This is a genomic window from Paenibacillus sp. FSL R5-0527, from assembly GCF_038008055.1.
GTDB lineage: Bacteria > Bacillota > Bacilli > Paenibacillales > Paenibacillaceae > Fontibacillus > Fontibacillus macerans.
Genome location: NZ_JBBOYI010000001.1, coordinates 4,007,990 through 4,031,385 on the forward strand (window position 1 = coordinate 4,007,990; position 23,396 = coordinate 4,031,385).

23 protein-coding genes and 1 pseudogene are annotated in these 23,396 nt (G+C 52.3%); 15 read left to right on the forward strand and 9 right to left on the reverse strand.

Annotation, left to right across the window (positions count from 1 at the left end):
- Positions 1-70: 70 nt before the first annotated feature.
- From NYE69_RS17585 to sstT, 4 genes and pseudogenes are all read left to right on the forward strand, one after another.
- Positions 71-241 (forward strand): annotated as a pseudogene (locus NYE69_RS17585) (response regulator); the annotation flags it as partial.
- 278 nt (positions 242-519) lie between these two features.
- The gene (locus NYE69_RS17590) at positions 520-1,311 is read left to right on the forward strand and encodes a hypothetical protein (RefSeq protein ID WP_340927225.1); all 792 of its coding nucleotides are present in this window, start codon (positions 520-522) and stop codon (positions 1,309-1,311) included.
- Between the two features lie 21 nt (positions 1,312-1,332).
- The gene (locus tag NYE69_RS17595) at positions 1,333-2,457 is read left to right on the forward strand and encodes an NAD(P)/FAD-dependent oxidoreductase (RefSeq protein ID WP_340927226.1); all 1,125 of its coding nucleotides are present in this window, start codon (positions 1,333-1,335) and stop codon (positions 2,455-2,457) included.
- A 498-nt stretch (positions 2,458-2,955) separates the two neighbouring features.
- Positions 2,956-4,206 (forward strand): serine/threonine transporter SstT, encoded by a 1,251-nt coding sequence (gene sstT / locus NYE69_RS17600; RefSeq protein WP_340927227.1) that lies wholly within the window; start codon positions 2,956-2,958, stop codon positions 4,204-4,206.
- A 35-nt stretch (positions 4,207-4,241) separates the two neighbouring features.
- On the opposite strand, the gene NYE69_RS17605 is transcribed toward sstT, so the two are convergent.
- Positions 4,242-4,967 (reverse strand): type II toxin-antitoxin system prevent-host-death family antitoxin, encoded by a 726-nt coding sequence (locus NYE69_RS17605; RefSeq protein WP_328272746.1) that lies wholly within the window; start codon positions 4,965-4,967, stop codon positions 4,242-4,244.
- A gap of 79 nt (positions 4,968-5,046) precedes the next feature.
- Positions 5,047-5,979 carry a ketopantoate reductase family protein gene (locus NYE69_RS17610; protein ID WP_340927228.1) on the reverse strand — a complete coding sequence of 311 codons (933 nt, stop codon included), beginning with the start codon at positions 5,977-5,979 and terminating at the stop codon, positions 5,047-5,049.
- 172 nt (positions 5,980-6,151) lie between these two features.
- Here NYE69_RS17610 and NYE69_RS17615 point away from each other — a divergent pair, with 172 nt between their 5' ends.
- The 7 genes from NYE69_RS17615 (at position 6,152) to NYE69_RS17645 (ending at position 12,605) form a co-directional block, all read left to right on the forward strand.
- Positions 6,152-6,733 (forward strand): TetR/AcrR family transcriptional regulator, encoded by a 582-nt coding sequence (locus tag NYE69_RS17615; protein ID WP_340927229.1) that lies wholly within the window; start codon positions 6,152-6,154, stop codon positions 6,731-6,733.
- Between the two features lie 78 nt (positions 6,734-6,811).
- Entirely contained in the window at positions 6,812-7,369 is a 558-nt protein-coding gene (locus NYE69_RS17620) for an RNA polymerase sigma factor (RefSeq protein WP_036628284.1), read from the forward strand.
- A complete protein-coding gene (locus tag NYE69_RS17625; RefSeq protein ID WP_340927230.1) occupies positions 7,362-8,669 on the forward strand; it encodes a hypothetical protein in 1,308 nt (435 codons plus the stop codon). Before NYE69_RS17620 ends, NYE69_RS17625 begins: the two co-directional genes overlap by 8 nt.
- Positions 8,670-8,783: 114 nt before the next feature.
- A complete protein-coding gene (dhaK, locus tag NYE69_RS17630; protein ID WP_340927231.1) occupies positions 8,784-10,544 on the forward strand; it encodes a dihydroxyacetone kinase subunit DhaK in 1,761 nt (586 codons plus the stop codon).
- Positions 10,545-10,795: 251 nt separating this feature from the next.
- Positions 10,796-11,185 (forward strand): winged helix-turn-helix transcriptional regulator, encoded by a 390-nt coding sequence (locus tag NYE69_RS17635; protein WP_328270704.1) that lies wholly within the window; start codon positions 10,796-10,798, stop codon positions 11,183-11,185.
- 260 nt (positions 11,186-11,445) lie between these two features.
- A complete protein-coding gene (locus NYE69_RS17640; RefSeq protein WP_328272439.1) occupies positions 11,446-11,739 on the forward strand; it encodes a transposase in 294 nt (97 codons plus the stop codon).
- An 11-nt stretch (positions 11,740-11,750) separates the two neighbouring features.
- The gene (locus tag NYE69_RS17645; RefSeq protein WP_328272441.1) at positions 11,751-12,605 is read left to right on the forward strand and encodes an IS3 family transposase; all 855 of its coding nucleotides are present in this window, start codon (positions 11,751-11,753) and stop codon (positions 12,603-12,605) included.
- Between the two features lie 143 nt (positions 12,606-12,748).
- Here the strand turns inward: NYE69_RS17645 and NYE69_RS17650 are convergent, their stop codons facing one another.
- Positions 12,749-13,312: an NAD(P)H-dependent oxidoreductase gene (locus tag NYE69_RS17650; protein ID WP_328270705.1), complete on the reverse strand. Its 564-nt coding sequence runs from the start codon at positions 13,310-13,312 to the stop codon at positions 12,749-12,751.
- 240 nt (positions 13,313-13,552) lie between these two features.
- On the opposite strand from NYE69_RS17650, the gene NYE69_RS17655 reads away from it, so the two are divergent.
- Positions 13,553-13,681 (forward strand): hypothetical protein, encoded by a 129-nt coding sequence (locus NYE69_RS17655; RefSeq protein ID WP_328270707.1) that lies wholly within the window; start codon positions 13,553-13,555, stop codon positions 13,679-13,681.
- A gap of 395 nt (positions 13,682-14,076) precedes the next feature.
- A complete protein-coding gene (locus tag NYE69_RS17660; protein WP_328270708.1) occupies positions 14,077-14,238 on the forward strand; it encodes a hypothetical protein in 162 nt (53 codons plus the stop codon).
- Positions 14,239-14,292: 54 nt separating this feature from the next.
- Here the strand turns inward: NYE69_RS17660 and NYE69_RS17665 are convergent, their stop codons facing one another.
- Positions 14,293-16,098, reverse strand: coding sequence for a rhamnogalacturonan lyase (locus tag NYE69_RS17665; RefSeq protein WP_328270725.1), 1,806 nt, complete (start codon positions 16,096-16,098; stop codon positions 14,293-14,295).
- A gap of 321 nt (positions 16,099-16,419) precedes the next feature.
- On the opposite strand from NYE69_RS17665, the gene NYE69_RS17670 reads away from it, so the two are divergent.
- Positions 16,420-17,004 (forward strand): LysE family translocator, encoded by a 585-nt coding sequence (locus tag NYE69_RS17670; protein ID WP_328270709.1) that lies wholly within the window; start codon positions 16,420-16,422, stop codon positions 17,002-17,004.
- Between the two features lie 17 nt (positions 17,005-17,021).
- On the forward strand, positions 17,022-17,798 hold the full coding sequence (locus NYE69_RS17675; RefSeq protein ID WP_328270710.1) for an AraC family transcriptional regulator: 777 nt from the start codon (positions 17,022-17,024) through the stop codon (positions 17,796-17,798).
- 184 nt (positions 17,799-17,982) lie between these two features.
- Here the strand turns inward: NYE69_RS17675 and NYE69_RS17680 are convergent, their stop codons facing one another.
- The 5 genes from NYE69_RS17680 to NYE69_RS17700 all read right to left on the reverse strand — a co-directional run bounded on the left by NYE69_RS17680 (position 17,983) and on the right by NYE69_RS17700 (position 23,310).
- Positions 17,983-18,981 (reverse strand): LacI family DNA-binding transcriptional regulator, encoded by a 999-nt coding sequence (locus NYE69_RS17680; RefSeq protein ID WP_328270711.1) that lies wholly within the window; start codon positions 18,979-18,981, stop codon positions 17,983-17,985.
- Positions 18,982-19,026: 45 nt separating this feature from the next.
- Positions 19,027-20,115 (reverse strand): glycoside hydrolase family 172 protein, encoded by a 1,089-nt coding sequence (locus NYE69_RS17685; protein WP_328270712.1) that lies wholly within the window; start codon positions 20,113-20,115, stop codon positions 19,027-19,029.
- 30 nt (positions 20,116-20,145) lie between these two features.
- On the reverse strand, positions 20,146-20,979 hold the full coding sequence (locus NYE69_RS17690; RefSeq protein ID WP_328270714.1) for a carbohydrate ABC transporter permease: 834 nt from the start codon (positions 20,977-20,979) through the stop codon (positions 20,146-20,148).
- A gap of 3 nt (positions 20,980-20,982) precedes the next feature.
- Positions 20,983-21,858 carry a carbohydrate ABC transporter permease gene (locus tag NYE69_RS17695; RefSeq protein WP_340927232.1) on the reverse strand — a complete coding sequence of 292 codons (876 nt, stop codon included), beginning with the start codon at positions 21,856-21,858 and terminating at the stop codon, positions 20,983-20,985.
- Positions 21,859-21,960: 102 nt separating this feature from the next.
- Complete coding sequence (locus NYE69_RS17700; RefSeq protein ID WP_213510517.1) at positions 21,961-23,310, reverse strand: ABC transporter substrate-binding protein; 1,350 nt, start codon at positions 23,308-23,310, stop codon at positions 21,961-21,963.
- Positions 23,311-23,396: the final 86 nt, after the last annotated feature.

The following is a 23,396-nucleotide window of genomic DNA, read 5'->3' on the forward strand; positions in this document are numbered from 1 at the left end:
GTTCTACGCCCCGGAGTTGTATGAGACAAGCGGGGAGAAGGAAGTCTAAAGAGAATAAAGGAGTATTCCCATGACCGAGGTGTTAGTCGTTGACGATGAAGCGAGCATTTCCGACGCCGTTGCTTATGCGCTCAGGAGAGAGGGATATACGGTGGAAACGGCGGCGGACGGACAGGAGGCGCTGGACCGCGTCGATACGTTCCGTCCGGATGTGATGGTGCTTGATGTAATGATGCCGAAGCCCCGCCTGCCAAGGTTACCTTCTTGCCTTCATCCGTTTCGTCACGCTGAGCTCGCCGGATCATGCCTTGAGCCAGGCGCAGCTTGAGAAGGTCGCCGTCACGGTAAAGAAGCTGAAATAAATAGATAGCCGAAATGATAGTTCCAAGGCGACTCAGTTCTGAGTTGCCCTATTTTATTTTTTCCGCGACCAAAAAAGTTCAGTTCGACAGGTTTCCAGATTATAGTATAATGGCTAATGTGACAGAAGAACTCTGATTATGAGGTGTTTGGTTCGTGTTGGACAAATTAATAGATTATTTACAGCATACTCCCGTTTGGGCATTGGCTATGGTTGTTGCATTTATGGCCCTTGTGTGGCTTTATAAAGAATTTAAGGGGATGATGGAAGAGAGCAATCGGGCTAAGTTGTCGCTGATTCAAAGGCGGATGGACTTGTACGCCGGGGTTGAAGCCGCGATCGCCCAGGCGATCAACAAACCGGAAGATTCGCAGGCCAAGCAGCATTTGTACATAAAGTTAGGGGAAGCGAGCTCGTGTTTTACAGGGGAGGCCCGCCAAGTTCTAAGGGATTATTATACGGAGGAAGATGCTTTTGTCCTTACCACTCTGCTATCCATTGTCCAAAAGGAGATCGATCGTCTTGACAGAGTCAAGGAAAAACTGTCTCCATTAACGATGCCTACGGATGTAGTCGAGACGGTCTCCAAACTGTTCATCCCGCTGAAACCGATTATTTTCATGTTTGCCGTGGGCGTGGTTGCATTTTTTTACTTGGCTGCGTTCCTGGTGCAGGACACCGCGTTAAGCCGAATGGCCGCGACTGCCGCCTATGTTTCACTTCTATTTAGTATGATGCTGGTGGCCGCCATCATTTCTTTATTGATGGAAGGCCATTCAAGACTGGTTCCGTTTAATTACGTTCGGAGCGTGGAAGCCGTTGTGATGCTTTTGGCGCCGATCGTATCGCTTTTTTTCCTCTGGCTGGCGATTCCTATGTTACTTTTGCAGATTTTATCGTTTGTCTTGTTTGCGGTCAGCCAGCGTAAGGAAAAATACAACATGAATTAAGACAAAAAAGGATGCTGAACCATGCAAAAGTTTATTGTCATCGGCGCGGGAATTTTAGGCGCTTCAACGGCCTATCAATTGGCTAAAAGGGGAGCGGAAGTGATCATTGTCGACCGGAAAGACCCGGGACAAGCGACCGCTGCCGCTGCCGGAATCATTTGCCCGTGGATATCGCAGCGGCGCAACCAAGCCTGGTATCGGCTGGCCAAGGAGGGCGCGCGGTTTTACCCCTCTTTGATCGCAGAGCTGGAACAGGGCGGGGAGACCGAAACCGGTTATGCCCGGGTGGGGGCGCTTCGTTTACATAAGGAGATTGAAAAGCTTGTCCAACTGGAAAAGCTGGCTGTCAAACGCCGGCAGGATGCCCCGGAAATCGGCGAGATCACGCGGCTGAATCCCGGTGAAGTGAAGCGGTTGTTTCCTTCGCTGGCGGACGACTATGCCGCTCTGCATATTAGCGGGGCTGCCCGCGTCGACGGACGCGCTCTGCGGGATGCGCTGCTGCGCGCCGCGATCGGATTTGGCGCCACGCAGCTGAACGGAGACGCCGCGATCCGATTCGCCGGTTCAACCGCCACCGGGGTCCAAGTTGAGGATCAAACGATCGAATCCGACGCGGTTCTAGTTTGTGCAGGAGCATGGGCCAATCCGCTGTTGAAGCCGCTAGGCGTAGATTTTAAAGCGACCTGTCAGAAAGCGCAGATCGTTCATTTGGCATTGCCGGATGCGGACACGGGGCCTTGGCCCGTCGTTATGCCGCCCGGCGATCAGTATATATTGGCCTTCGACGGCCAGCGGATTGTGATCGGCGCCACCCATGAGAACGATCCGCAAGGCTTCGACACGCGCGTTACGGCGGGCGGTCTGCAGGAGGTTTTAAATAAAGGGCTGGAGCATGCTCCCGGGCTCGCGGAAGGCGGCTTTATGGAGGCGAGGGTCGGTTTTCGCCCGTTCACTCCGGGCTTTCTCCCCGTGATCGGCGCTTTGCCCGGCTGGTCAGGCATTTACGTGGCCAATGGCTTGGGAGCATCGGGACTAACGATGGGTCCGTATATCGGGTTTCAACTGGCCAAGCTGGTTCTTGGATTGGATATCGATATCGACTTGGCGAATTACATGGTAGAGGGGGCCTTAGGCGGTAAGTAATCGGGCTGGCTAAGGAACCCCCTCATAAAAATAGCGGAATTTTATGGTCTTATTTTCCGTAAGCGAGCAAGTTCATCACCAATAACGGATTTTTATGGCCTTATTCCAACTAATGGTGCAAAAAGTGGTCACCCTCCTGCGTTTTAAAAAAATAGCGACATAAATTTCCTCTATTTCTCTCAAAATGGGTGATGTCGCCGAAATAGCGACATTTTTTTCCTTTATGTTCCGCTCGGGTTTTTCAAACGGGCCAGCCTTTTCATTGTTTCCCCGGGCGGGTTACTCCTTCTTTCACTTTATAGGATGCCCATACGAATGACGTCAGGGCAAATGGTTTCGCAGTAGGTGCCATGAATTGAAAATTTTGTAAAATTAACAAAATAGATAATTTTTCCCGCGCACAACCGCCAATTTACGTGATAAACTAACGCTATGTCTCGCTACAGCGTCGCGGTAGTGCTCGGCTATATTTTGTCAGATTGGTATCCGGAGGAGAAAATGAAAACAATAGTGCTCAAATGGAATCAAATGAGTCTCGTAAAACGAATTTTTCTGGGAATTATCGTTGGGATTGTATTGGCCCTGTCCGTTCCCAAGGCAACGGGGATTGCTATTTTCGGCACCTTATTCGTATCCGCCTTAAAGGCGGTAGCTCCCGTATTGGTTTTGCTCTTGGTCATGGCCGCTATTGCGAACCATAAGAAGGGCAGCCAAACGAACATGAAATCGATCCTCGTCCTTTATGGAATAAGCACTTTTTTGGCAGGATTGATTGCGGTTGTGGTAAGTTTCATTTTTCCGGTAAGCTTGTCGCTTGCTGCGGGCAGCGGGGACCTGACTCCACCCGGCAGCATTGTCGAAGTGCTGAAGGATTTGCTGTTCCAGGTGGTGGACAACCCGGTAAAAGCCCTGATCAACGCTAACTATATCGGCATTTTGGCATGGGCGGTCCTGCTTGGCGTAGCGCTAAAAGGCGCCGGCGATCAAACGAAAAACCTGCTCACCCAATTTTCGGACGCCGTATCGCAAATCGTCAGATGGGTCATTCAATTGGCGCCGTTCGGGATCATGGGACTTGTGTTTGACACTATCACCGCAAACGGTATTTCGTCCTTGCTTGATTACGGGAAGCTGCTTCTCGTACTGATTGGATGCATGTTGTTTATGGCGCTTGTGGTGAATCCGCTGATCGTGTATCTGAACATCCGCAGAAATCCGTACCCGCTTGTGTTCAGCTGCTTGAAGGAAAGCGGGATAACGGCATTCTTCACGAGAAGTTCCGCGGCCAACATTCCGGTCAATATGCGTTTATGCGAAAAATTAGGGCTGGATAAAGACACGTATTCGGTATCCATTCCCTTGGGAGCGACGATTAATATGGCGGGGGCGGCGGTGACGATCTCCGTTTTAACGCTTGCGGCTGTTCACACGTTGGGCATTCAAGTGGATTTTGGCACGGCGCTGATCCTCAGCGTACTGTCGGCAATAGCTGCCGCAGGCGCCTCCGGCGTGGCCGGCGGATCGCTGCTTCTCGTACCTTTGGCCTGCAGCTTGTTTGGTATTTCGAACGATATTGCGATGCAGGTCGTTGGTGTAGGCTTCATTATCGGCGTATTGCAGGACTCTTTCGAAACGGCGCTTAATTCATCCTCCGATGTACTGTTCACCGCAACGGCGGAATATGCCAAAAAACGCAAAGAGGGCATGAAAACGACGGAAACCTATTTGGACAAAAAAGCAGGGGCCTAGGGGCGCCTGCTTTTTTTGTTGACATGAGCCGGGGATTACGCGAACAGATCCTGCATCGATACGCGCAAGCCCTCGTAAAGCTGCGAGAGCGCGTACGGGTCGCCGGATTTCGAGTAATAGGCTACATCCGCGATTTCGCCGTCAGTCAGAGTGAACACCGTCACTTGCTCCTTCATCGGATCGACGATCCAGTATTCCTTCACGCCGCATTTCCGGTATAAGTCGAGCTTCCGGATCAAATCTTTGCTTCGCGTGGAAGGAGACAGCACCTCGACGGCCAGTTCCGGCGTGCCCATATATTTGCCGCGTTCGTTGATTTGATCTTTGCCGCAAATGACGACCAAATCCGGCTGTACGACACAAATATTCGTTTTTGACTTTTTCAGCGTAATGTCAAAAGGGGATGTCAGCGGTGTACAAGGTTTTCCTTTAAACCAAAGATAAAACGTACCATGCAGTTCATTTACCGCGTGTTGGTGCTTGTACGAAGGAGAGGCAAGATTGTACACGATGCCGTCGATGAGCTCAAAGAGCTGTTCCGACGTCTCGGTCAGCTCAAGGAACTCTTCGTAGGTCACCCAATCGCCGCTTTCGTATCTGGCCGCTTCCTCCTTAAGGAAGGGGTCGTCATCCTCCCCGGCAAACGCCGTCAATTTGGCCACATCCTTGCCGTTCTTCGTCACGATGATTTCCTCACCCGCCTCCGCAAACTTTAAATACTTCCCGAAATTGTTCTGCATATCGGTGGAAGAAACGCGCATCAGGCTCACCTCGGATTAGCTAATTTATGAATTTATTTTAGCTAACTTTATGGCGATTATCAATGGAAAATAGCTAAATTTAAAAAGGACCTTTCGCGAGAAATTGCTCTTCGAGGATATCCCAGTTGGGAGTAGAGACGTTGGACCTGTTCTTCCACACGCGGAATACGCTGCTTAAAGCGGCAATTTCGTAGGCCGAACCATCGACCAGCCGGCTGGCCGGCAGCAGGTGATAAATTTTTAAAAGCAGGCGCAACAGCGTGGGGTGTTTACGAATAAATGAAGCTTGCCCGGCCGGCACCAGGGGATAACCCTGGGCTTCCAGCACGCGAAAGCCTTCGTCCATGGCCGCGACGATCTGCCGCAGCAGCTTGCCGTCCCCGGCGATCTTCTTCATCCGGCGCTCATGGATGGTTACGGCGTAAGTGAGCGCCAGAATGGGGACGATATGGTTTTTCAGCCAAGCGTCGATGTTATCGTGATAGATTAGTTTGTATTTCACATTCGCAAACGCCAGGTCAAGGTCGGCCTTAAAGGGGATCGGACCGTCCAAGCCGCCAAGCACCATCTGCCCGCCGCCGCCGCGGATACAGACGGTTTTGCCGTTTTCTCTGGTTCCGGCGCTAATTTGGAATCCGAAGGCGATACTTTTGGACGTATTGCTATGCTCTTTCAGGTAATTTTGCATGTCTCGGGCGTCCGTGTTATTGCCAACGATGATGATGTTGCTGCTCCGGTTATCGGCCAAAATCGGCAGGACCGCCGGAAAATCCGAATATTTCATGACGACAAAAATGAGGTCGTAAATATCGGCCGCTTCCAGCGTCCGAATGACGCGCACCTGATCCACCGTCGTTTTCCGCTGAAAGTAATGGCGAATGATGAGGCCATCCCGCTCTAATTCCTCCGCCCGTTTCCCTCTCGCCAGTACGGTGACCTGATTGCCCCCGCGCACAAGAACATGGGCCAAATAACTTCCTAAAACGCCGGCTCCGTAAACCAGTACTCTCATATTTCTCTCCTCACCTTCAAAATGAATGAACATTTGTTGAAAAAATAACATTTGTTGATTACAATTACCTTAACATCCGTAGAAATACCGCAGCAATCGGTAATATTTTTGATTCTGTTGAGTATTCAACAAATGCTATCGGAAATGTCTAATAAGAGGAGCAAAGAGAGTGATGGACAGACGAATCGCAAAAACGAGGCAGGCCATTATGGAAGCTTTTGTCATGCTGATGGGGGAAAAAAGCTTTGAAAAGATCACGATTCAGGAAATCGCAGACAGGGCCGACGTAAACCGGGGGACGGTCTATCTCCATTTTACGGATAAATATGCCCTGCTTGATCAATGCATCGAAACGTATTTGCAGCTATTGTATGAAACCTGTCTGCCCGACGGAGAGCTAAATGAGGTGTCGGCAAAAGCTTTATTGCTGCGAACGTTTCAATTTTTGCAGCACAACGCCTCCATCTATTCCACGCTCATGACGAGCAAAGGGGTTCCCGTATTCCGCAACCGGATGCAGGCGATGATGGAGCGGGGAATTGAAGAGATCATCAAAAACTGCGGTATCGGCTCGGGGATCAAACCGGAGATTCTCGTCCAGTTTCTGGCGGTGGCGGTTGCCGGTCTGATGGAATGGTGGATGGTCCAGTCAATGCCTTACACTCCGGAGGAAATGGTGGAGCAATTGCTGCTGATCCTGGAACGGAATTTGATTTTGCCGGAACAATTGGCCGAGTATAAGCGGAAAGCGTAATTTTTGTGCCAGTTCGGGAACTTCCACCGCCCTAGAGGAGTCTGTATGGGTAAAGGGGAGGAGAACAGCTTGAGGGAGATGCAGCTAGAGCATCTTGCGGAGATGAGCGTATCGGGCCTTCGGATGCTGATGGAATCGTACGGGGAAGACGTTTGGAACTACGCTTACGTCATCACCAGGAATACGCATACGGCGGACGATGTCGCGCAGGATGTATTTATTAAAGCTTATCAACATTATGCCTCTTTTCGCGGGGAGGCTTCCGTCAAAACTTGGTTGCTGAAAATCGCGCGCAATACCGCTTTATCCTATCAAAGACGGGCATTTTTGCGCAAAGCGGTGCTGCTTGGCGAACGTTCGCCGGACGAAGGGCTGGGCGGGACAGCGTCGGCTCCGTCTTCGCCATCCGCCGAATCGCAATATTTGGAGCGGGAAGCGGCGGACGAATTGTGGCGGCAAGTTTTGAAGCTGCCCGGCAAGTTTCGCGACCCGCTGGTGCTAAGCGTGCACCACCAGTTGTCCATGGATGAAATATCCGCAATTACGGGCCTTTCGCCGGGTACGGTAAAGTCGAGGATTCACCGGGCCAAAAAGAAGCTTGCCGCCGCATGGAAAGGAGTGAACGATCATGCATGAATGGAAGCCGGAATGGGATCAAAGGTTGGCCAGAGCGCCTTTTAAACAGCGGCGTTTTGGGCCCGACATGATGGAGCGGGTCGAGCGGCGGCTGCCATCGGCGTTACAGAAACGCTCCCGGAAAGCTTGGATTCAAGCGGTCGTGGTGATCGTTCCGGCGCTGCTCCTGGTGCTGGGCGGCGGCATCTGGTTCGGCAACAGGGCGGAGCCTACGGCCGTCCCGTCCGACAATGGCCCGGGTCCAGTTACTCAGGGAGGAGGGACGTTCCGCTCCGGTTTTGAGCCTGGGGCAGGCGGGGATTTCGACTGGTGGAATTCCGCGGAAAACGCGGTCAAGCAGGGCAGCGACCGCACGCTCGTGACGCTGGCCAAAGCGCTTTTGCAGCGGCAGCTTGGCGTTTGGGGCGGCCCGACGCCGGACATTTGGGAAAATCCGGAGGTCAAACAGGCGCTGGAACGCTATGACGTGTCCAGTCCTTGGGTGTATGAAGTGTACATCGATTCGATCAGTGCCGCGGATGCGCAAACCGTGTACTCGCTCCGTTTGGGGCTGCGGGATTCGATTCCCACGGTTTATCAAGAAACGATTGACGTTTACGTCCGCGCCGATACGCAAAAAATCTCGCGCATCGAGCAAGTAAGTACGGATGAAACCGGGACGCGGGACGGTGAAGGCGCCGCAACAGGTCCCGGCGAGGGGAAAAACGTTGTGTTGAAGGAGGATGCGGAGCTCAGTCTGAAGATAACGGGAATTTTGCACAGGGATAAGGGGATGATCCGGCCGATTCATGTCCGGTATGGGGCTGCGGAAAAAACGTTCGACGATTGGAGTAATGTCAGCAATGAATCCTATTATCCGCAGGCGGCGATGCTGCCGGCAGGGGACGGAGAACAGGTGCTGGCCGTGATCATGACGACCGGATACGGCACCGGGGTTCACGAATCGGAGCTGAAGCTGCTCAGACGCAATTTAACGGATGTATCCGCGGCGGATCCGGTGTTAGTGGCCGAAACCGAGCTAACTGCGGACATGACGGCGGAAGAGGGGAAGCGAACGTACCGGTTTACGCTGGCCGGCGAAACGCGCACGTTCGAATACCAGGAAGAGGACGCCGGATTTTGGCTGGATCAGCCCGCACTCGGCAACATCGTCCGCTATTCTGTGGAAGGAAACACCCTGTACGCGTCGGTGCCGATCCAGGTGTCGCCGGCCGAATTCCCGGTGTCGATCCGGCTGCGTTACAAATTTGACGGGGCCGTGTTTACCGTGGCGGAGGCGTCGTTTGAGGATAACTTTTGAGAGGTCAACTTATATTGTATAATGAAGCGAGGCCCACAGCTTTTTCCATTATTTCATTCGTTCATTGATCATTTTAGTAGCGGTAGAAAATCAAGCATAAAGGGTGATTGAAACGTGAAGAAGATCATTAACAAGCCGGAAACGCTGGTTCGGGAAATGGGGCGGGGTCTCGCGCTTGCCCATCCCGAACTGGAATTCGACAGCAAGTACAAAATCGTGAAGCAAAAACAACGGAACCAGGACAAAGTCACTTTGATCAGCGGCGGGGGCAGCGGCCATGAACCGGCCCATGCCGGATTCGTCGGGCGGGGGATGCTCGATGTGGCGGTTTGCGGCGATGTGTTTGCTTCCCCGTCGCAGATTCAGGTTTATCAGGCGATCAAAGCTTCCGCGGGGAGCAAGGGCGTGCTGCTGATCATCAAAAATTACAGCGGCGATATGATGAATTTCAAAAATGCGGCTCATCTCGCGGCTGAAGACGGCATCCAGGTCGATTATGTGAAGGTGGACGACGATATCGCGGTGGAGGACAGCCTGTATACGGTCGGCCGCCGCGGCGTGGCCGGGACGGTGCTCGTGCACAAAATCGCCGGCGCCGCCGCTGAAGCGGGCCTGGAGCTGGCCGAAGTGAAGGCGGCCGCGCAAAAGGCGATCGAACGCACGCGCACCATCGGCTTCGCCTTGACCTCATGTACGGTGCCGGCCAAGGGCACGCCGACTTTTGAGCTCGGGGAGGATGAGATCGAATACGGCGTCGGCATTCACGGGGAGCCGGGCATTCGCCGCGAGAAAATCGCTTCGGCGGACGAATTGGCGCGCAAGATGGTTGACGACTTGTACCGCGACATGAACCTGGATGGCGGTTCCGGCAAGGAGGAGCTGGCGGTGCTCGTGAACGGATTTGGCGCTTCGCCGCTGCAGGAGCTTTATGTGCTGGCGAACGCGGTCGTGCGCGAGATCCGCGGCCGGGGCCAGTCGATTTTTAAATTGTTTGCGGGCAACTATATGACCAGCATCGATATGGCCGGCGCTTCGGTCACGCTTATGAGGCTGGACGAGGAGTTGAAGCGGTATCTGGAAGCGGAATGCGATACGCCGGCGCTGCAGGTGCGCGGTCCGTTCGCACCGCTGCCGCTCGAAGCGGAGACGGACGGGGCGGAACAGCGCGAGCCGTCTTTCCGCTGCGAGACCGATCCGGCGGATGCAGAGGTGGGGAACGACGCGTTTACGCTGCGCAATATCATTTATCTGACGGATAAAATGAGCGAGATTATTATTGAAAATGAAGTCGCGTTCTGCGAGCTTGATGCGCATGCCGGCGACGGCGATTTCGGCATGAGCGTGGCCAAAGGCTTCAAGCAATTGAAGCGGGAGTGGCCGGAGATTATCGAGCATCACGCGGGCACGATCGGCGCCTTCCTGGAGGCCTGCTCGCTGGTCATTATGGAGCATTGCGGCGGCGCATCCGGCCCGATCTGGGGCTCGGCGTTCCGCGCGGCCGGCAGATACGCCGGCGACCGCACGGCGCTCTCGGCCGCGGAGTTCGCGGCGATGATGCAGGCGGCCGTGGAGGGCATCCAGGCCACGGGCGAGCGCTCCTTCGGCCGCGGTGCGGTCGTCGGCGACAAGACGCTGATCGACGCGCTGGTTCCGTTCGCGGACTCGTGGGCGCGGAGCGCGGCGGCCGGCGACGATCTGAAGAGCGCGGCGGCCAAGGCGGCGGAAGCGGCCGCGGAGGGGGCGAAGCGCACGGAGACGATCGTCGCCCGCATGGGGCGGGCCGGCGCCGTTGGGGAGCGCAGCCTCGGGTACCCGGATGCCGGCGCCTACGCGCTTGGCGTCATCTTCGCGGAGCTGGCGCGCGCAATACGGTGAGCGGCGGTTGCACGGGGCGGTGAGCGGGCGTTTGCGCGGGGCGCTCCGGCGCACTCACGTGTACTCCCGCGCTCACGGGTGTTTCCGTGCACTCCCGGGTGCCCCCCGCGCTCCCGCGTGCTCCGTGCACTCCCGCGTGCTCCCGGCACTCGGGCGAGGCTAGGGGCGCGTGCCGTACGAACAAACATCCACCGCCTTAACATCAAAGGCGAAGCTAGGGCGGAAGTTTTACCTGAAGGAGAGTGTAATTGATGCGCGAAACCTGTGTTCCATCCGGCGTGGCGCTAAAAGACACCGGCATTGGATACACGTTGTCCGTAATCGGCGGTAAATATAAAATGATCATCTTGTACTGGCTGGCCGAAAACAAGGTGATGCGGCATAATGAACTGAAGCGCGGTATTGGGACGATTTCCTTTAAAACGCTGAGCGTTATGTTAAAAGAGATGGAGGCCGACGGCCTGATCCAGCGCGAGGAATTTCCCCAAGTGCCGCCAAAAGTTGAATATTCTTTAACGGAACGCGGCCGTTCTCTCCTCCCGCTGTTAAATCTGATGTGCGAGTGGGGGGAGAACAACAGCTTGAAGGGCTTGCCGGCTGCTGAAGCGTTACCGGCAATCGAGCATCGGGCTTCAAAATAGCGGCACAATATGTACTTATTTTCCTAAGCTAGGCCTGTTCACCCCCATTAGCGGCATTTTTGGTCTTTATTTTCCTATACATGGTCCCAGAACGCGGACATTTTCTGGCGACAGGGGGAAATAAGGACATAAATTACCTCTATTGCACTCCATATGGGAAGTATCGCCGAAATAGAGACATTTTTAGAGCTAGAATAAAAAGTGGACACGACGTTAAGTGATGTGGAAAATAGGACTTAACGAAGAAAGAGGTGTCCGTCGTGGGAGAGCGTCAACGATACAATGAGGAATTTAAAAAGCAAGCAGTAAAATATGTTCAAGAGCAGACGAAGACCTTGCCGGAGATCGCCGAGGAAATGAACATTCCCGTGGGAACGTTGAAGAATTGGATGACGAAGTATCGTTCATTTGAAAATGAACCCATTGTGAATACAGAGAAACTCCGTCAGCTGGAAGAACGTTTGCAGGCGTCGGAACGGGAAAAAGAGGACTTGCAGGAAGAGCTGGCGATCTTAAAAAAGGCTCTGCACATCTTCAGCAAAGAACGGAACTGAGGTTCCAATTCATCGAAGACCATCGCTCCAAGTTTCGAGTGGAGAAGATGTGCAAAGTAATGCAAGTGTCCCGGAGCGGATTTTATAAGTGGAGAAAGGCGGCGCCCAGTGAGCGGGAGTTGAGGAAGGCAAAGGTGTTGGAACGGATTGCCTACCATTTTCAGGACAATGATGAGTGTTACGGCAGTCCGAAAATAACCCGTAAGTTATGGGAGGAAGGCATTCAGATCTCAGAGCGTACGGTCAGCATCTACATGAAAGAGTTAGGACTGCGTTCTTGCGTCTCCCGGAAGTACAAAGTGCAGACAACCGACTCCAACCATGACTTACCTATTGCTCCGAACATCTTAGAGCAGAAATTTGCCACGGCTAAGCCAAACAAGGTGTGGGTAGCGGACATTACCTATATTCCGTGCCGAGAGGGCCGGCTGTACCTTGCCAGCGTAATGGACCTGTGTACCCGCGAGATTGTAGGTTGGCGTCTTCATGATCGGATGACGACAGATCTGGTCCTAGACGCACTGGAAGCTGCGTACGAAGCAAAGAAGCCGGGCAGGGGGTTGATTCACCACTCCGACCGCGGCTCACAGTATGCATCCAAAGACTACCGGGATAAACTAGAGGCTTTCTTCATGAAGGCCAGCATGAGTCGTAAAGGGAACTGTTACGACAACGCATGTATCGAATCTTTTCACAGCATCTTGAAGAAAGAACTCATCTACCGTACAAGATTCAAGACCAAGCAGCAAGCATACGAGTCCATCTTTCGGTATATTGAATTCTTCTACAACCGCAAACGAATCCATAGTTCGATCGGTTATTTGTCACCGGTTCAATTTGCTGCACGTTTTAAAAAGACTGCCTAGTATTTTTCACTTAGAGGGTGTCCACTTTCTTGACAGAGGTCCATTTTTTGTCCTTATTTTTCGCTTTTTCGCTGAATCCGCAATGGGGGTAAAAATTTACACAGCCAAAGACCGCCGGTACGAACTTCCCCGGCGGTCTTTGCTCATAGGCTGTCGATAAAATGCAGGTAGTCGCGCGCGCTATTTTCCAACTCGTCTACCAGTGCCGCAGGTTCTGCACCGGGCTCATTTCCGCCGGGTTCATTTTCTTGGCCATAAAACGCAAAAAACGAACGATAGTCCGCATCGCAGTATAGGAAGGTCGTTTCAAAAGGAGCTAGCAAATGTTCAAGGGTGTAACGATATCTCCCGTCTTTACTGTAATCTTCTTTTCTGATTCCGGCGGACACAGCCAAGGCAATTTTGCGATTCTTTAATTTGTCGCCTCCTTTTGAACCGTAAGCCCATCCATAGGCAAAAACATCGTCAAGCCATTGTTTAAGGAGAGGCGGGCAATTAAACCAATAAATGGGGAACTGCAGCACAAGGTTACTATGCGATTCGATGAGTTGTTGTTCTTTTTTCGGATCGATGTTTCCGTTAGGGTAAACCTTATACAATTCGTGCACGGTATATTTCTCCGGATATTTGCGAAGTTCTTCCGCCCATCGCTTATTGATGACGGATGATTCTATGTTGGGGTGGGTGACGACAACAAGAGTTTTCAAGGTTTTGGCCTCCTTAAAATTGATTTATTTCCTGAGTATAATGCGCCGGCTGCAAATATGTAAGTATGCACTTTTAGTACAGGTACTTACCAAAAGGTGAGTGTTACGCGGCCTTCTCCACCCAACCGCATACCGCCGATTTTCTGGATTGAGCCATGTTTTATTTCAGGGAAATTTTGTTTAATGAGGAGCAGGCTGTTTATTACATATATTTATTCGGAATTTTAGGAGATTGAGAGCATGAAAAAGGTAAAAGTCCCTGCATTATTTCTCACAGCAGCTATGTTGTTTCTTACTTTCGTGGCGTCAGCATCTGCTATTACGGAAGCGGATGAGATGATCAGGTTGCAAATGACCCGTCGGATGTAATTCTGATCAATGGTGTTCATATATCGGGCGGCAGCGGGTATACCGGCACGTTTACAACCGTAGCGGAAAACGGTAAAAACATGGAGGTTTGGGTGAAAAACAACTCCACTTCATCCGTTTATTTGGAAATCAGCCGCAATGGAGTCGAGTTGCTGTCCGATTATGAATTAGGGCCGGGTAAACAACAAACGGTAAGTTAACAAGAGCTCGCCGCAGGCGGCTTAAGCGGAGATTGGAAAGCCTATATCTATAATAGAACCGGGGACAAATACGACCTAAACGTTAATGCAAGACAGTTTTAACTGAGTTTCATTTTATCCTTTTCAGCCCTAGGATGATAAAATAAGAGCAATCGTATTTCTATTTAGTAAATCCTAGAACAAGGAGGATTTGCAATGCAATGGCAAGAAGTACGCGAGCTGTTTCCAGATCAATTTGTTTTGTTGTCTATTCTCGATTTTCGGAAGGAAAATGGGAAGAAAATCATAACGGATATGGCTCCGGTTCGGGTTATACCGGAAAGGGAGCCGGCGGCAGTTTCTTTGTCCCCTTCATAAGGAAATCAACTTAAAGTAAGCCAGAGCGCGTGGCGCCCCGGCTTTTCAGCTTATTTATGGTACAACATAAATATTCGGTTTCGTGACCGGGCCCATGCCGTTGCCGAGGAAAAATCCGGGGTGCGGCGGCTGGTTATAGGCGACATTCTGCCAGGCGATGCTGAGCCGGTACACCGGATCGTGCATCAGGGTGTAAATTTTGTAGTTGGTGATGTCCGTGGTGGTATAAATCCGCAGCGCGGTGTTGTCGGATTTGCGCCAGATCACTTCCTCGCGCCAGTCGCCAAACAGATCGGCCTGCAGGGTTGGCGTGGCCTTGGTGCCGTTGTTGGAAGCAACGCCGGATCCGGTTAGCAGATTATACATGGAGTTATTGGAGTAGTTCCATTTGTCGATTTTAACTCCGTCGAGCAGTTCCCGGGACAGATCGCCGTCCCACCAGATGCCGAAATTAATCGAAGGCGTGGAGCTGCTGATTTTGCTGCCGGTAATCGAGTACAAGCCAACTCCGCCGCTGGCCCATACTTCTTCTCCCGGATAATTCGGATCGATGTCGGCGGCCATGCCCCGCCCGGTATCCTTGCCGGTATAAACGCCCCACAGAACTTGCCCGGTCGCGGCGTCCCACACGGCGGCACCGTAGGGGGCGCTGGTATTTTCCATTACCTTAAAAACCTCCAGGCCGGAGCGGTTCGGATTCAAATCCCCCACATGCAGCGCGTCTCCATGCCCCAGCCCCGTGTTGTACAGCTTGGCCCCGTTATCGTCGATGGTCAAGGCGCCGTAAACGATTTCATCCTTGCCGTCGCCGTCCACGTCGGCCACGCTTAAGCTGTGGTTGCCCTGGCCGGCCGTTCCCGGGTTGGTGGAGCTGTTGCTGTCAAACGTCCACTTCCGGGTTAAGGTGCTGCCGTTCCAGTTATAGGCGACCACGACCGTGCGCGTGTAATAACCGCGTGCCATAATGATGCTCGGATGGACGCCGTCCAGATAGGCCACGCTAGCGAGAAAACGGTCGACGCGGTTGCCGTAGCTGTCGCCCCAGCTGGATACGTTGCCTCTTGGCGGAACATAGTCGATGGTGCTTAAAGCTTTGCCCGTCTGTCCGTTAAATACGGTCAGATATTCGGGTCCCGACAAAATGTATCCGCTCGAGTTGCGGTAATCCGCACCGGCGTTCCCGATCGTCACGCCTGTCCCGTCAACGGTGCCGTCCGCGGTTTTGCAGACGACTTCGGCTTTGCCGTCCCCGTTGAAATCATATACGAGAAACTGCGTGTAGTGAGCGCCGGCGCGGATGTTTTTGCCCAGGTCGATCCGCCATAGGCGCGTGCCGTTTAGCTTGTACGCATCGAGGTAGACGTTGCCCGTGTATCCGCTTTGCGAGTTGTCTTTGGAGTTGGACGGGTCCCATTTCAGCACGATTTCGTATTCCCCGTCCCCGTCCAGGTCCCCGACGCTGGCGTCATTGGCGCTGTACGTGTAGCTGACGCCGTCCGGGGTCGTGCCGCCGGGCGGAATCTGGATCGGCACGTCGAGATAATTGTTCGCCCACACGCGGGCCGCAGGGGAGGCCGATTGCTCCGTTCCGTTGACGATGGCCCGGACCGTATACGAGGAGGAAGTCGTGCCTGCCGTGTCCAGATAGTTCGTGCTGTTCGTAATCGGGCTGGAATTCACCTTGGTTCCGTTCCGGTACAGATTAAACGAAACCGACAGCTCCTCGGTTCCAAGCAGCCGCCAGCTTACAAACACCCCGCCGCCGACTTTCACCGCCACCAGTCCCCGGCCAAGTTTTTCCGCTTGCCTGGGGGCTGCGGCCGACGCGGTGGAAAGGGGCGGACACGCGGCCCAAACCAGGGAGAGGCCGACAAGAAATCCGAGAGCAAGATTCCAAAAAGGGCGTAACCGCTTACTCAATACGAAAACCTCCTGTTCCTTTTTTTGAACTAGCCATGAGGTTGCAACAAAGGAGTCAACGTTAACTATTGCATAAACCGCGTTCCGATAGAATAGTTGCTTGATCCGCCAGACGAAAATTTGGCGAGGGCCTGTTTGCGAACGACATAGCGGGCGGGGGAGATAAAATGGCGGAGGCGTTACTAACCCTGCAATATCGTACTATACCGGCATGAAGCGGAGAGTGTAACATGCATGTATTAAATGCATGGAGGTATCTTGATGAGCTTGATTTCTTTTCTGACGTATTGCGTGATTGCCACATTTACGCCGGGGCCGACGAATATTGCTATCTTATCGATAGCCCATCATAATAGGCTTAAAGAGTCTTTTCGATACATGTGGGGGGCGACTGTCGCCTTTTTCATGCTGCTGTCCGCCTCCGCCGCTTTAAACGGGTTAATTGCGACCATCGTGCCGAAGATTTTGCTGGCGATGCAGATTATAGGGTGCATGTATATGCTTTATCTTGCTTATCAAGTGTACAAAATGAATCTGTCGGAAGATACAGTCACACAAGCAGCTACGTTCAGATCCGGATATGTCATGCAATTTGCAAATCCTAAAATATGGTTATTTACGATGACAGTGATCCCCGGCTATGTTATGCCCTATTACCAGTCTTCGCTGAGTATATTTGCCTTTGTGCTGGCCATCACGGTGATTGCTTTCTTGGCCTTTGTCACATGGGCGTTGTTTGGCAGAATGCTGCATCGTTTTTTGCAAAAATATCAAAAGGTTGCCAACATTGCTTTAGCGGTATTATTGGTTTATTCCGCCATAGAGATATTGGGGATATGGAGATAAAACGGGGTGATTTGGGGATGGACACATTCGTATATAAGCAAGCGGCGGGGATCACCGCGCTGTCCGCAAGTATGTCCGAGTTCGAATATGTGAAGCACAGCCATGAAGAATACGCGATGGGCGTCACTTTGCGCGGCGTCCAGCAGTACAATTTGGACGGAAGTTTCCAGTCGTCCTATCGGGACGGAGTGATGCTTTTTCATCCGGAGCAGGTGCATGATGGAAGGTCCCAGGATAGGACGGGCATCGATTATGTCATGGTATACATCCATCCGAAATTATTTATGGAGCTGGCCGGGGTGAAGGAGATCGTCAAGTTTTCTTCCCCGATCGTATATAATCGCAGGCTGAAGCAAAGCATATTGCACCTGGTCCGGGCGATTTTCGGCAATCAGGACGAAGCGCTATGTTATGAGCTGCTTGCAGCGCTTGCGGATCATTTTTCCGAAATTGAAATGAGTACGATGTTTGGTAAAGGGGACAGCCTCATAACCCGGGCCAAGGAAATGATCTACGCCAATCTGGACCATGTGCTGAAACTCGATGAGTTATGCGGGGAGCTGGGAATGACCAAATTCCAGTTTATCCGGGCGTTTAAAGCGAACACGGGCATTTCTCCGTACCGGTTCTTTTTGAACAGCAAATTGGAGCACGCCAAGCGGATGATCGAAAAAAACAAGGATATCTACGCCGCGGTTGCCGCATGCGGGTTTGTGGATTTATCGCATTTGAACAAGCATTTTAAACGCGTATACGGCATAACGGCCAGGGAATATATTTCGAATATCAGGTAGATCGTGGATAAACTTCGTTTTTCTCAAACAGCCGCTGCTGCAACCGTTAGATATCCGGGCAGCTTTTAAGGAAAAGCTTAAGCAAAAATTAATGCAACGCTGGCGGGCAGAAAAAAATCGAGCAGAGGATGTTTTGTCCTCTGCTTGATTTATTCCCGCACTGCTCTTAAGAAACGCTCCGATATCAACTGGTGCGCCGAACCATCAATTCCGTCGGGAACACTTCTTCCACAGGCTCGAGGCGCTGGCCGTCGGATTCAATGGACTCGATCATCAGCTTGGAAGCGGCCTCGGCCAATTCGTTGATGGGGTGCCGGATCGTCGATAGGCTCAGCAGCTCGGAGACGGTAGGCATATCGTCGACGCCCAGCACGGCAAGCTCCTCCGGAACGGAAAGGCCCAAATCTTTGCAGGCCTTTAACGCCCCGATGGCGGAGATGTCGTTTAAACAAAACAACGCTTGCGGCAGCTGGTTGCTTTTGGCCAGGTTCATCACGGTCTCGTATCCGAAAGATTCCGTCATATCACCGGTGATCACGGTCGGCAGTTTGCCGTTTTGCTGCAAGGTTTCGCTGGCTCCGTTCAGCCGGTCGTCGAAACCGGGAACATGGCCGTGCGGATAAGTCAAAATGACCAGCTTGTCATAGCCGCGGGATAACAAATGGTTTACCCCGGTTTGACCGCTCTGATAGTCGTTGACGCGCAGCACATGCGCTCCGTAGGATAAGTTGTGGCGTCCTACCGTAATGACCGGCACGTTGAGGTCCATTAATTTGGGCATGAATTTCTCCGTGTCCAGGGTTGCTTTGACGATGATTCCGTCGACCATCTGGATATTCATGAAAATTTCTTCAAAGTCGAGCAGAATAATTTTATATCCCAAGGCCTTTAACTGCTGCTTGATGACTTTGGCAAAATGGAGGAAGTATAAGTCCTCAAAGTAACCGTCTCCGTCATAGGTGCTATCGGATAAAACAAGCCCAATGGTATGCATTCTGCCGGTAATGAGGCTTTTGGCCACCGGGTTCACTTGATAACCTAACTTATTGATCGAGAGACTGATTTTTTCCTTTGTCTCCGCACCCATCTTCTGAAAGTTGCCGTTGAGAAAATGGGAGACCGTTGCGGGCGATACGCCCGCGTCTTTTGCGACTTGAACTAAAGTAACCCTTTTTTTTGCCATTTTTAAACCTCTGCTTCTATATGAATTGCGAAGATTTCGCCCTGATTAGCGCGGACGTCTTTCCAATACGCCGGGCAGGGCGGGAAACGCTTGATGCGGCTCGGTCTGGTACCAGTAACATACGGAACTTACGTCATCGCTTCGTTCGAATAATGCTTTTCCGTCATGCCCGATCTGTTGAACGGTGACCCGCAAATCCTCTTCAAACAAAATAGGGTCAAGTATATGCCAACGATAGAAGCCGCGCATCGGACAAGCCGCTCCATCGTAAATATGCGCTCTTGTCGTATCTTTTACGGCAAAATACGGGAAACCCATGAATGGGGTGGAGTACGTCTGCTCCTCAACCGGGTTGCCGTTGTCGTACTTCACGAAACCCCAGGCGCCGCCGAAGTAATCCTCGGTCCCCGTGCCGCAGATCGTCGGCCAATCCCGGTCGCCGTCAAGGTAAAATTTCACTTCCCCTTCGCCGTACCAATATCGGGACAGGGAGGTCCAGGCCATATAGGTGCCGACATATTTCCCTCTTCCTTTAATTCCATCTACAATTGTATAATCCTGCTTGAGCTTGGTTGGATTTTCCCGGCGAAACTGGGCGTGAAAATATTCCGTATCCTCCGCAAGCTCATCGACCAGCATATAATCAAACTGGTAGAAAAACGCCTCGATCGCTTGGGGATGCTCATTCGTTACCGTTACTTTGGCGGATTTTCTGAACGGCATCGCAAAGTAACTGTTCATGCCGCCGACCGGGTTGACCACGATCGGCATGGAGTTGACGACCGCTCTGGCCCCGAAGCCATTGCAGAAAAAATCGCCCAGCGGAACTTCCACGGACGGGGATTCTTCACCGTCCCAATACATTCGCAGCACCAGGTCGCGCAACACGAACCAGCCGGCTGCGGTCTGGTCGGTTACGGTCATCCAGATGTGCTGGATGATGCCGGGGCCTTCAACATCGACGAGCGTGGCGGTTTCGCCTTGCGCTAACGAGATGAAAGCTTTGCCTTTCCGGGCGACGCCCAAGGGACCGGCGGCTTGCCCGCCTTCGCCTTTCAGGCCGCGCGGGTTTTCCGCCGTGATCGCTCTGCTTTTTCCGTTCATTCTGCCAAAAAGTTGATTCATCGATTGCATGGTTTGATCTCTCCTTATCCTACTATCCTCTTATCCTTTAACCGCGCCATCGGACACGCCGGCCATCACGTATTTGTTCAAGAACAAGTATGTGATGATGATCGGGATGATGCTGATGCTGATGGCCGCAAACGTCTGGCCCCAATCCGTCGCGCCAAACGCCCCGATGAATTCCTGAAGCCCGACGGCGATCGTTTTGTATTGCTTGTCGTTCGTAAAGGTGTTGGAAAAAATAAAATCATTCCAAATGAAAATGAAATTGATCGAGGCGACCGTAACCGTCGTGTTGATGGTCAGCGGTGAAATGATTTTATAAAACACTTGATAAATGTTGCATCCGTCGATGACGGCGGCTTCGATCAATTCATTCGGCACGTAGCTGTAAAAACTGGTGAAAATCAAAATCGACAGCGGCAGGGCAAACCCGACTTGCGGCAGGATCAGCGCCAGATACGAGTTCAGCAGCCCAAAGTCTTTGTACATAATAAACAATGGGATCAAGGTGACCTGAATCGGAATCATGATCCCGATCGTAAAGAACAACAGCAGCTTCGAATTCAGCTTGAAATTCATTTTAACGAGGGCAAAGCCCGCCGTTGCGCTCAGGAAGATAATCAACACCAGACAGCTGAAGGTGACGATGGCGGTGTTTTTGATATACAGCAGCAGGTCGCTTTCCCGAAATACGTCGGCATAGTTGGCAAACGACCATACTGTCGGCAGCGAAAACGGCTTTGTCGTCAATTCGATGCTCGATTTGAAGCTGGACAACATCAGCCAGACCACCGGATAGATTTGCACGATCAGGATTGCGATCACAATAAAATACAGCAGGAAGGACAAAGCCGTTTTTTTGGATTTCATGGGTTACGCTTCTCCTTTCCTGGAATTAAATATGGCCCGGATGATCAGCACGGCAAGCAAGCTTTCGATGACGATAAATACGGCGATCGCGCTGCCGTAACCGTATTGGATGGTGGAGAACGCTTTTTTGTACATATAAGTTGTGACCAGCTCGGTTGTCGAACCCGGGACACCGATGATATAAGGAATATCGAACCCCCGCAGCGCCCCGGTGGTGCACATGATGAGGGCCAGGCTCAGCACATGCTTGATGCTCGGTAATTTGATATAACGGATCAACTGCCAGCCGTTCACGCCATCGATGGTGGCGGCTTCCTCGACTTCTTTCGGAATCGCGATCAGCGCCGCGTAAAAGATGACCATGTACATCCCGGTAAAGCGCCAGCCTTCGGGAATGGATACGGCGATCAGCGCGGTGTGCGGATCGGATAACCAAGCGTTCTGCAGATGGCCGAGGCCGATCCATCCCAGGAACATGTTGAGCAGGCCCAGCGGCTGCAGGGAATAGAAGTTGCGAAACATCTGCGCGATGGCGACGGTGACCACAACGGCCGGCAAATAATACAACGTTCTGAAAATGCCGGCTCCTTTTTTGACGTAAGAGAGCAGCAGCGCGAAAAACAGCCCGATGAACACCTGCATCAGCACGACGATGACGACGTACAACAGGTTGTTTTGCACGGAATTCCAGAAGTAAGGGTCATGGAACATCTTGATATAATTGCCCAGCCCAATATATTTGGCGTCCTTGATTCCGTTCCAATCTTGAAACCCGTAGTTCAGCGACTGAATGATCGGGACAAAGACGGTTCCCAAATAAAACAGCAGGGCGGGCGTGATAAATATGAGCCATGCCTTTTTGTCCTTGAGTACATTCATGTAGAATCTCCCCGTTAGTTTAGATTGATAAACTTAGGATGAAAGGTTCCCACCCGGACCTTGGGCGGACCGGGCGGGAACAGTTTGTCTGCACGCAGGCGTCTAGTTGCTTGCGTTTTGAGCGATGGTGTCGTCGACTTGTTTGGCGAACTCCTCCGGCGTCATGGCTCCCATGGCCAATTTCATGATCAAATCGCTCATGACGGAGTTCGTGTTGGCGTCCAGCAGCGTATCCCAAGGTTTGGCAAATTCCGCACCGTAGTTGTCCATATCCTTTTTGATGCGCAGGAACAGTTCGGAGAACTTGGACTCGTCTTCAATCGTAAATTTCAGCGGGGACATCTGCTGTTTACCCACGTAAACGTCGCTGTAATTTTTCAGGACGTAACTTAGGAAATCCTTGGCGGTTCCGTCGAACTTGCTGGCCGTGGCGGCCAGGCCGATGCCGCTGTTTCCGAAAAACTCGTTATCCGGCGTTTTGGCGCCCGCGATGGTCGGCAGATAGAAATAGTCGACATTTCCCTTCATGTTATCCGGCAGATTTTCGTCCACGAAGGACGGAATTTCCCAGGTGCCCATCCGGTACATCGCCGCTTCTCCGCTGAGGAACATATTTTTGGCGGTCGTGTAATCCGTGGTGGCGAACCCTTGCTGGAAGTATTGGCCGATATTGGCGACGAAATTCGCCGCCTGCATGCCGGTTTCGTCGCTCATTTTGGCTTTGCCTTGGCTCAAGTTACGGGCAAATTCGTTTCCGGTGGCGCGGAACGGAATCATCGCCGCATAACGCAGTACAGGCCAGACATCAACCCCGTCCACGGCGATCGGGGTAATGCCTTTGTCTTTAAGCGCCTTGCTGACCGCGAGCATATCGTCGATTGTTTTTGGCACGGCCAGGTTATTTTCGGCGAAAATTTTCTTGTTGTACCAAGTCATTTCCAGATGGTATTCCAAGGGCAGAAGGTACAGACGTCCGTCGGGCAGCTCCTGGTATTTCAGCGCCGGTTCGTAGAACTGATCGTACAAGCCTTGCTCTTCCAGGAACTGCTTCATGTCGACCAGCATGCCGGCATCCGCCAGTTCCTGGGCGTACGGATCGGCGTCCGTATCGATAAACTCCGGAACTTCACCGGAAGCGATGAGCGTTCTTAGCTTGGTCAAGTAGGATGGTCTGTCCGCTGTCACCTGAATATCCAGTTTGAAGCCGGGATGGTCTTCCGCATAGCGGTCCGCCAACTCCCGAACGGTTTGAATGATCGCCCCGTTTTCCGGCCGGGCCGTCAGCCAGGTGATCGTTTTGCCTGAGGCCGTCTCGGATGAATTTCCTTGATTCTGCGCGCCGCTCCCGGCGTTTTTGCCCGCCGAGCCGCCGCAGCCGGCGAGAGCGGTTGCAAGCAATGCGGAGATGACGATAAGAGAGAAGACCTTTAACCTGTTTCTGTTACTTGCCATTTCAATACCCCTCCATTTTTAATTTGGTTCAACCTTAATCATCAGTACTTGACAGTCAAGCCGGCAACAGACCGTGGCCTGAAGCG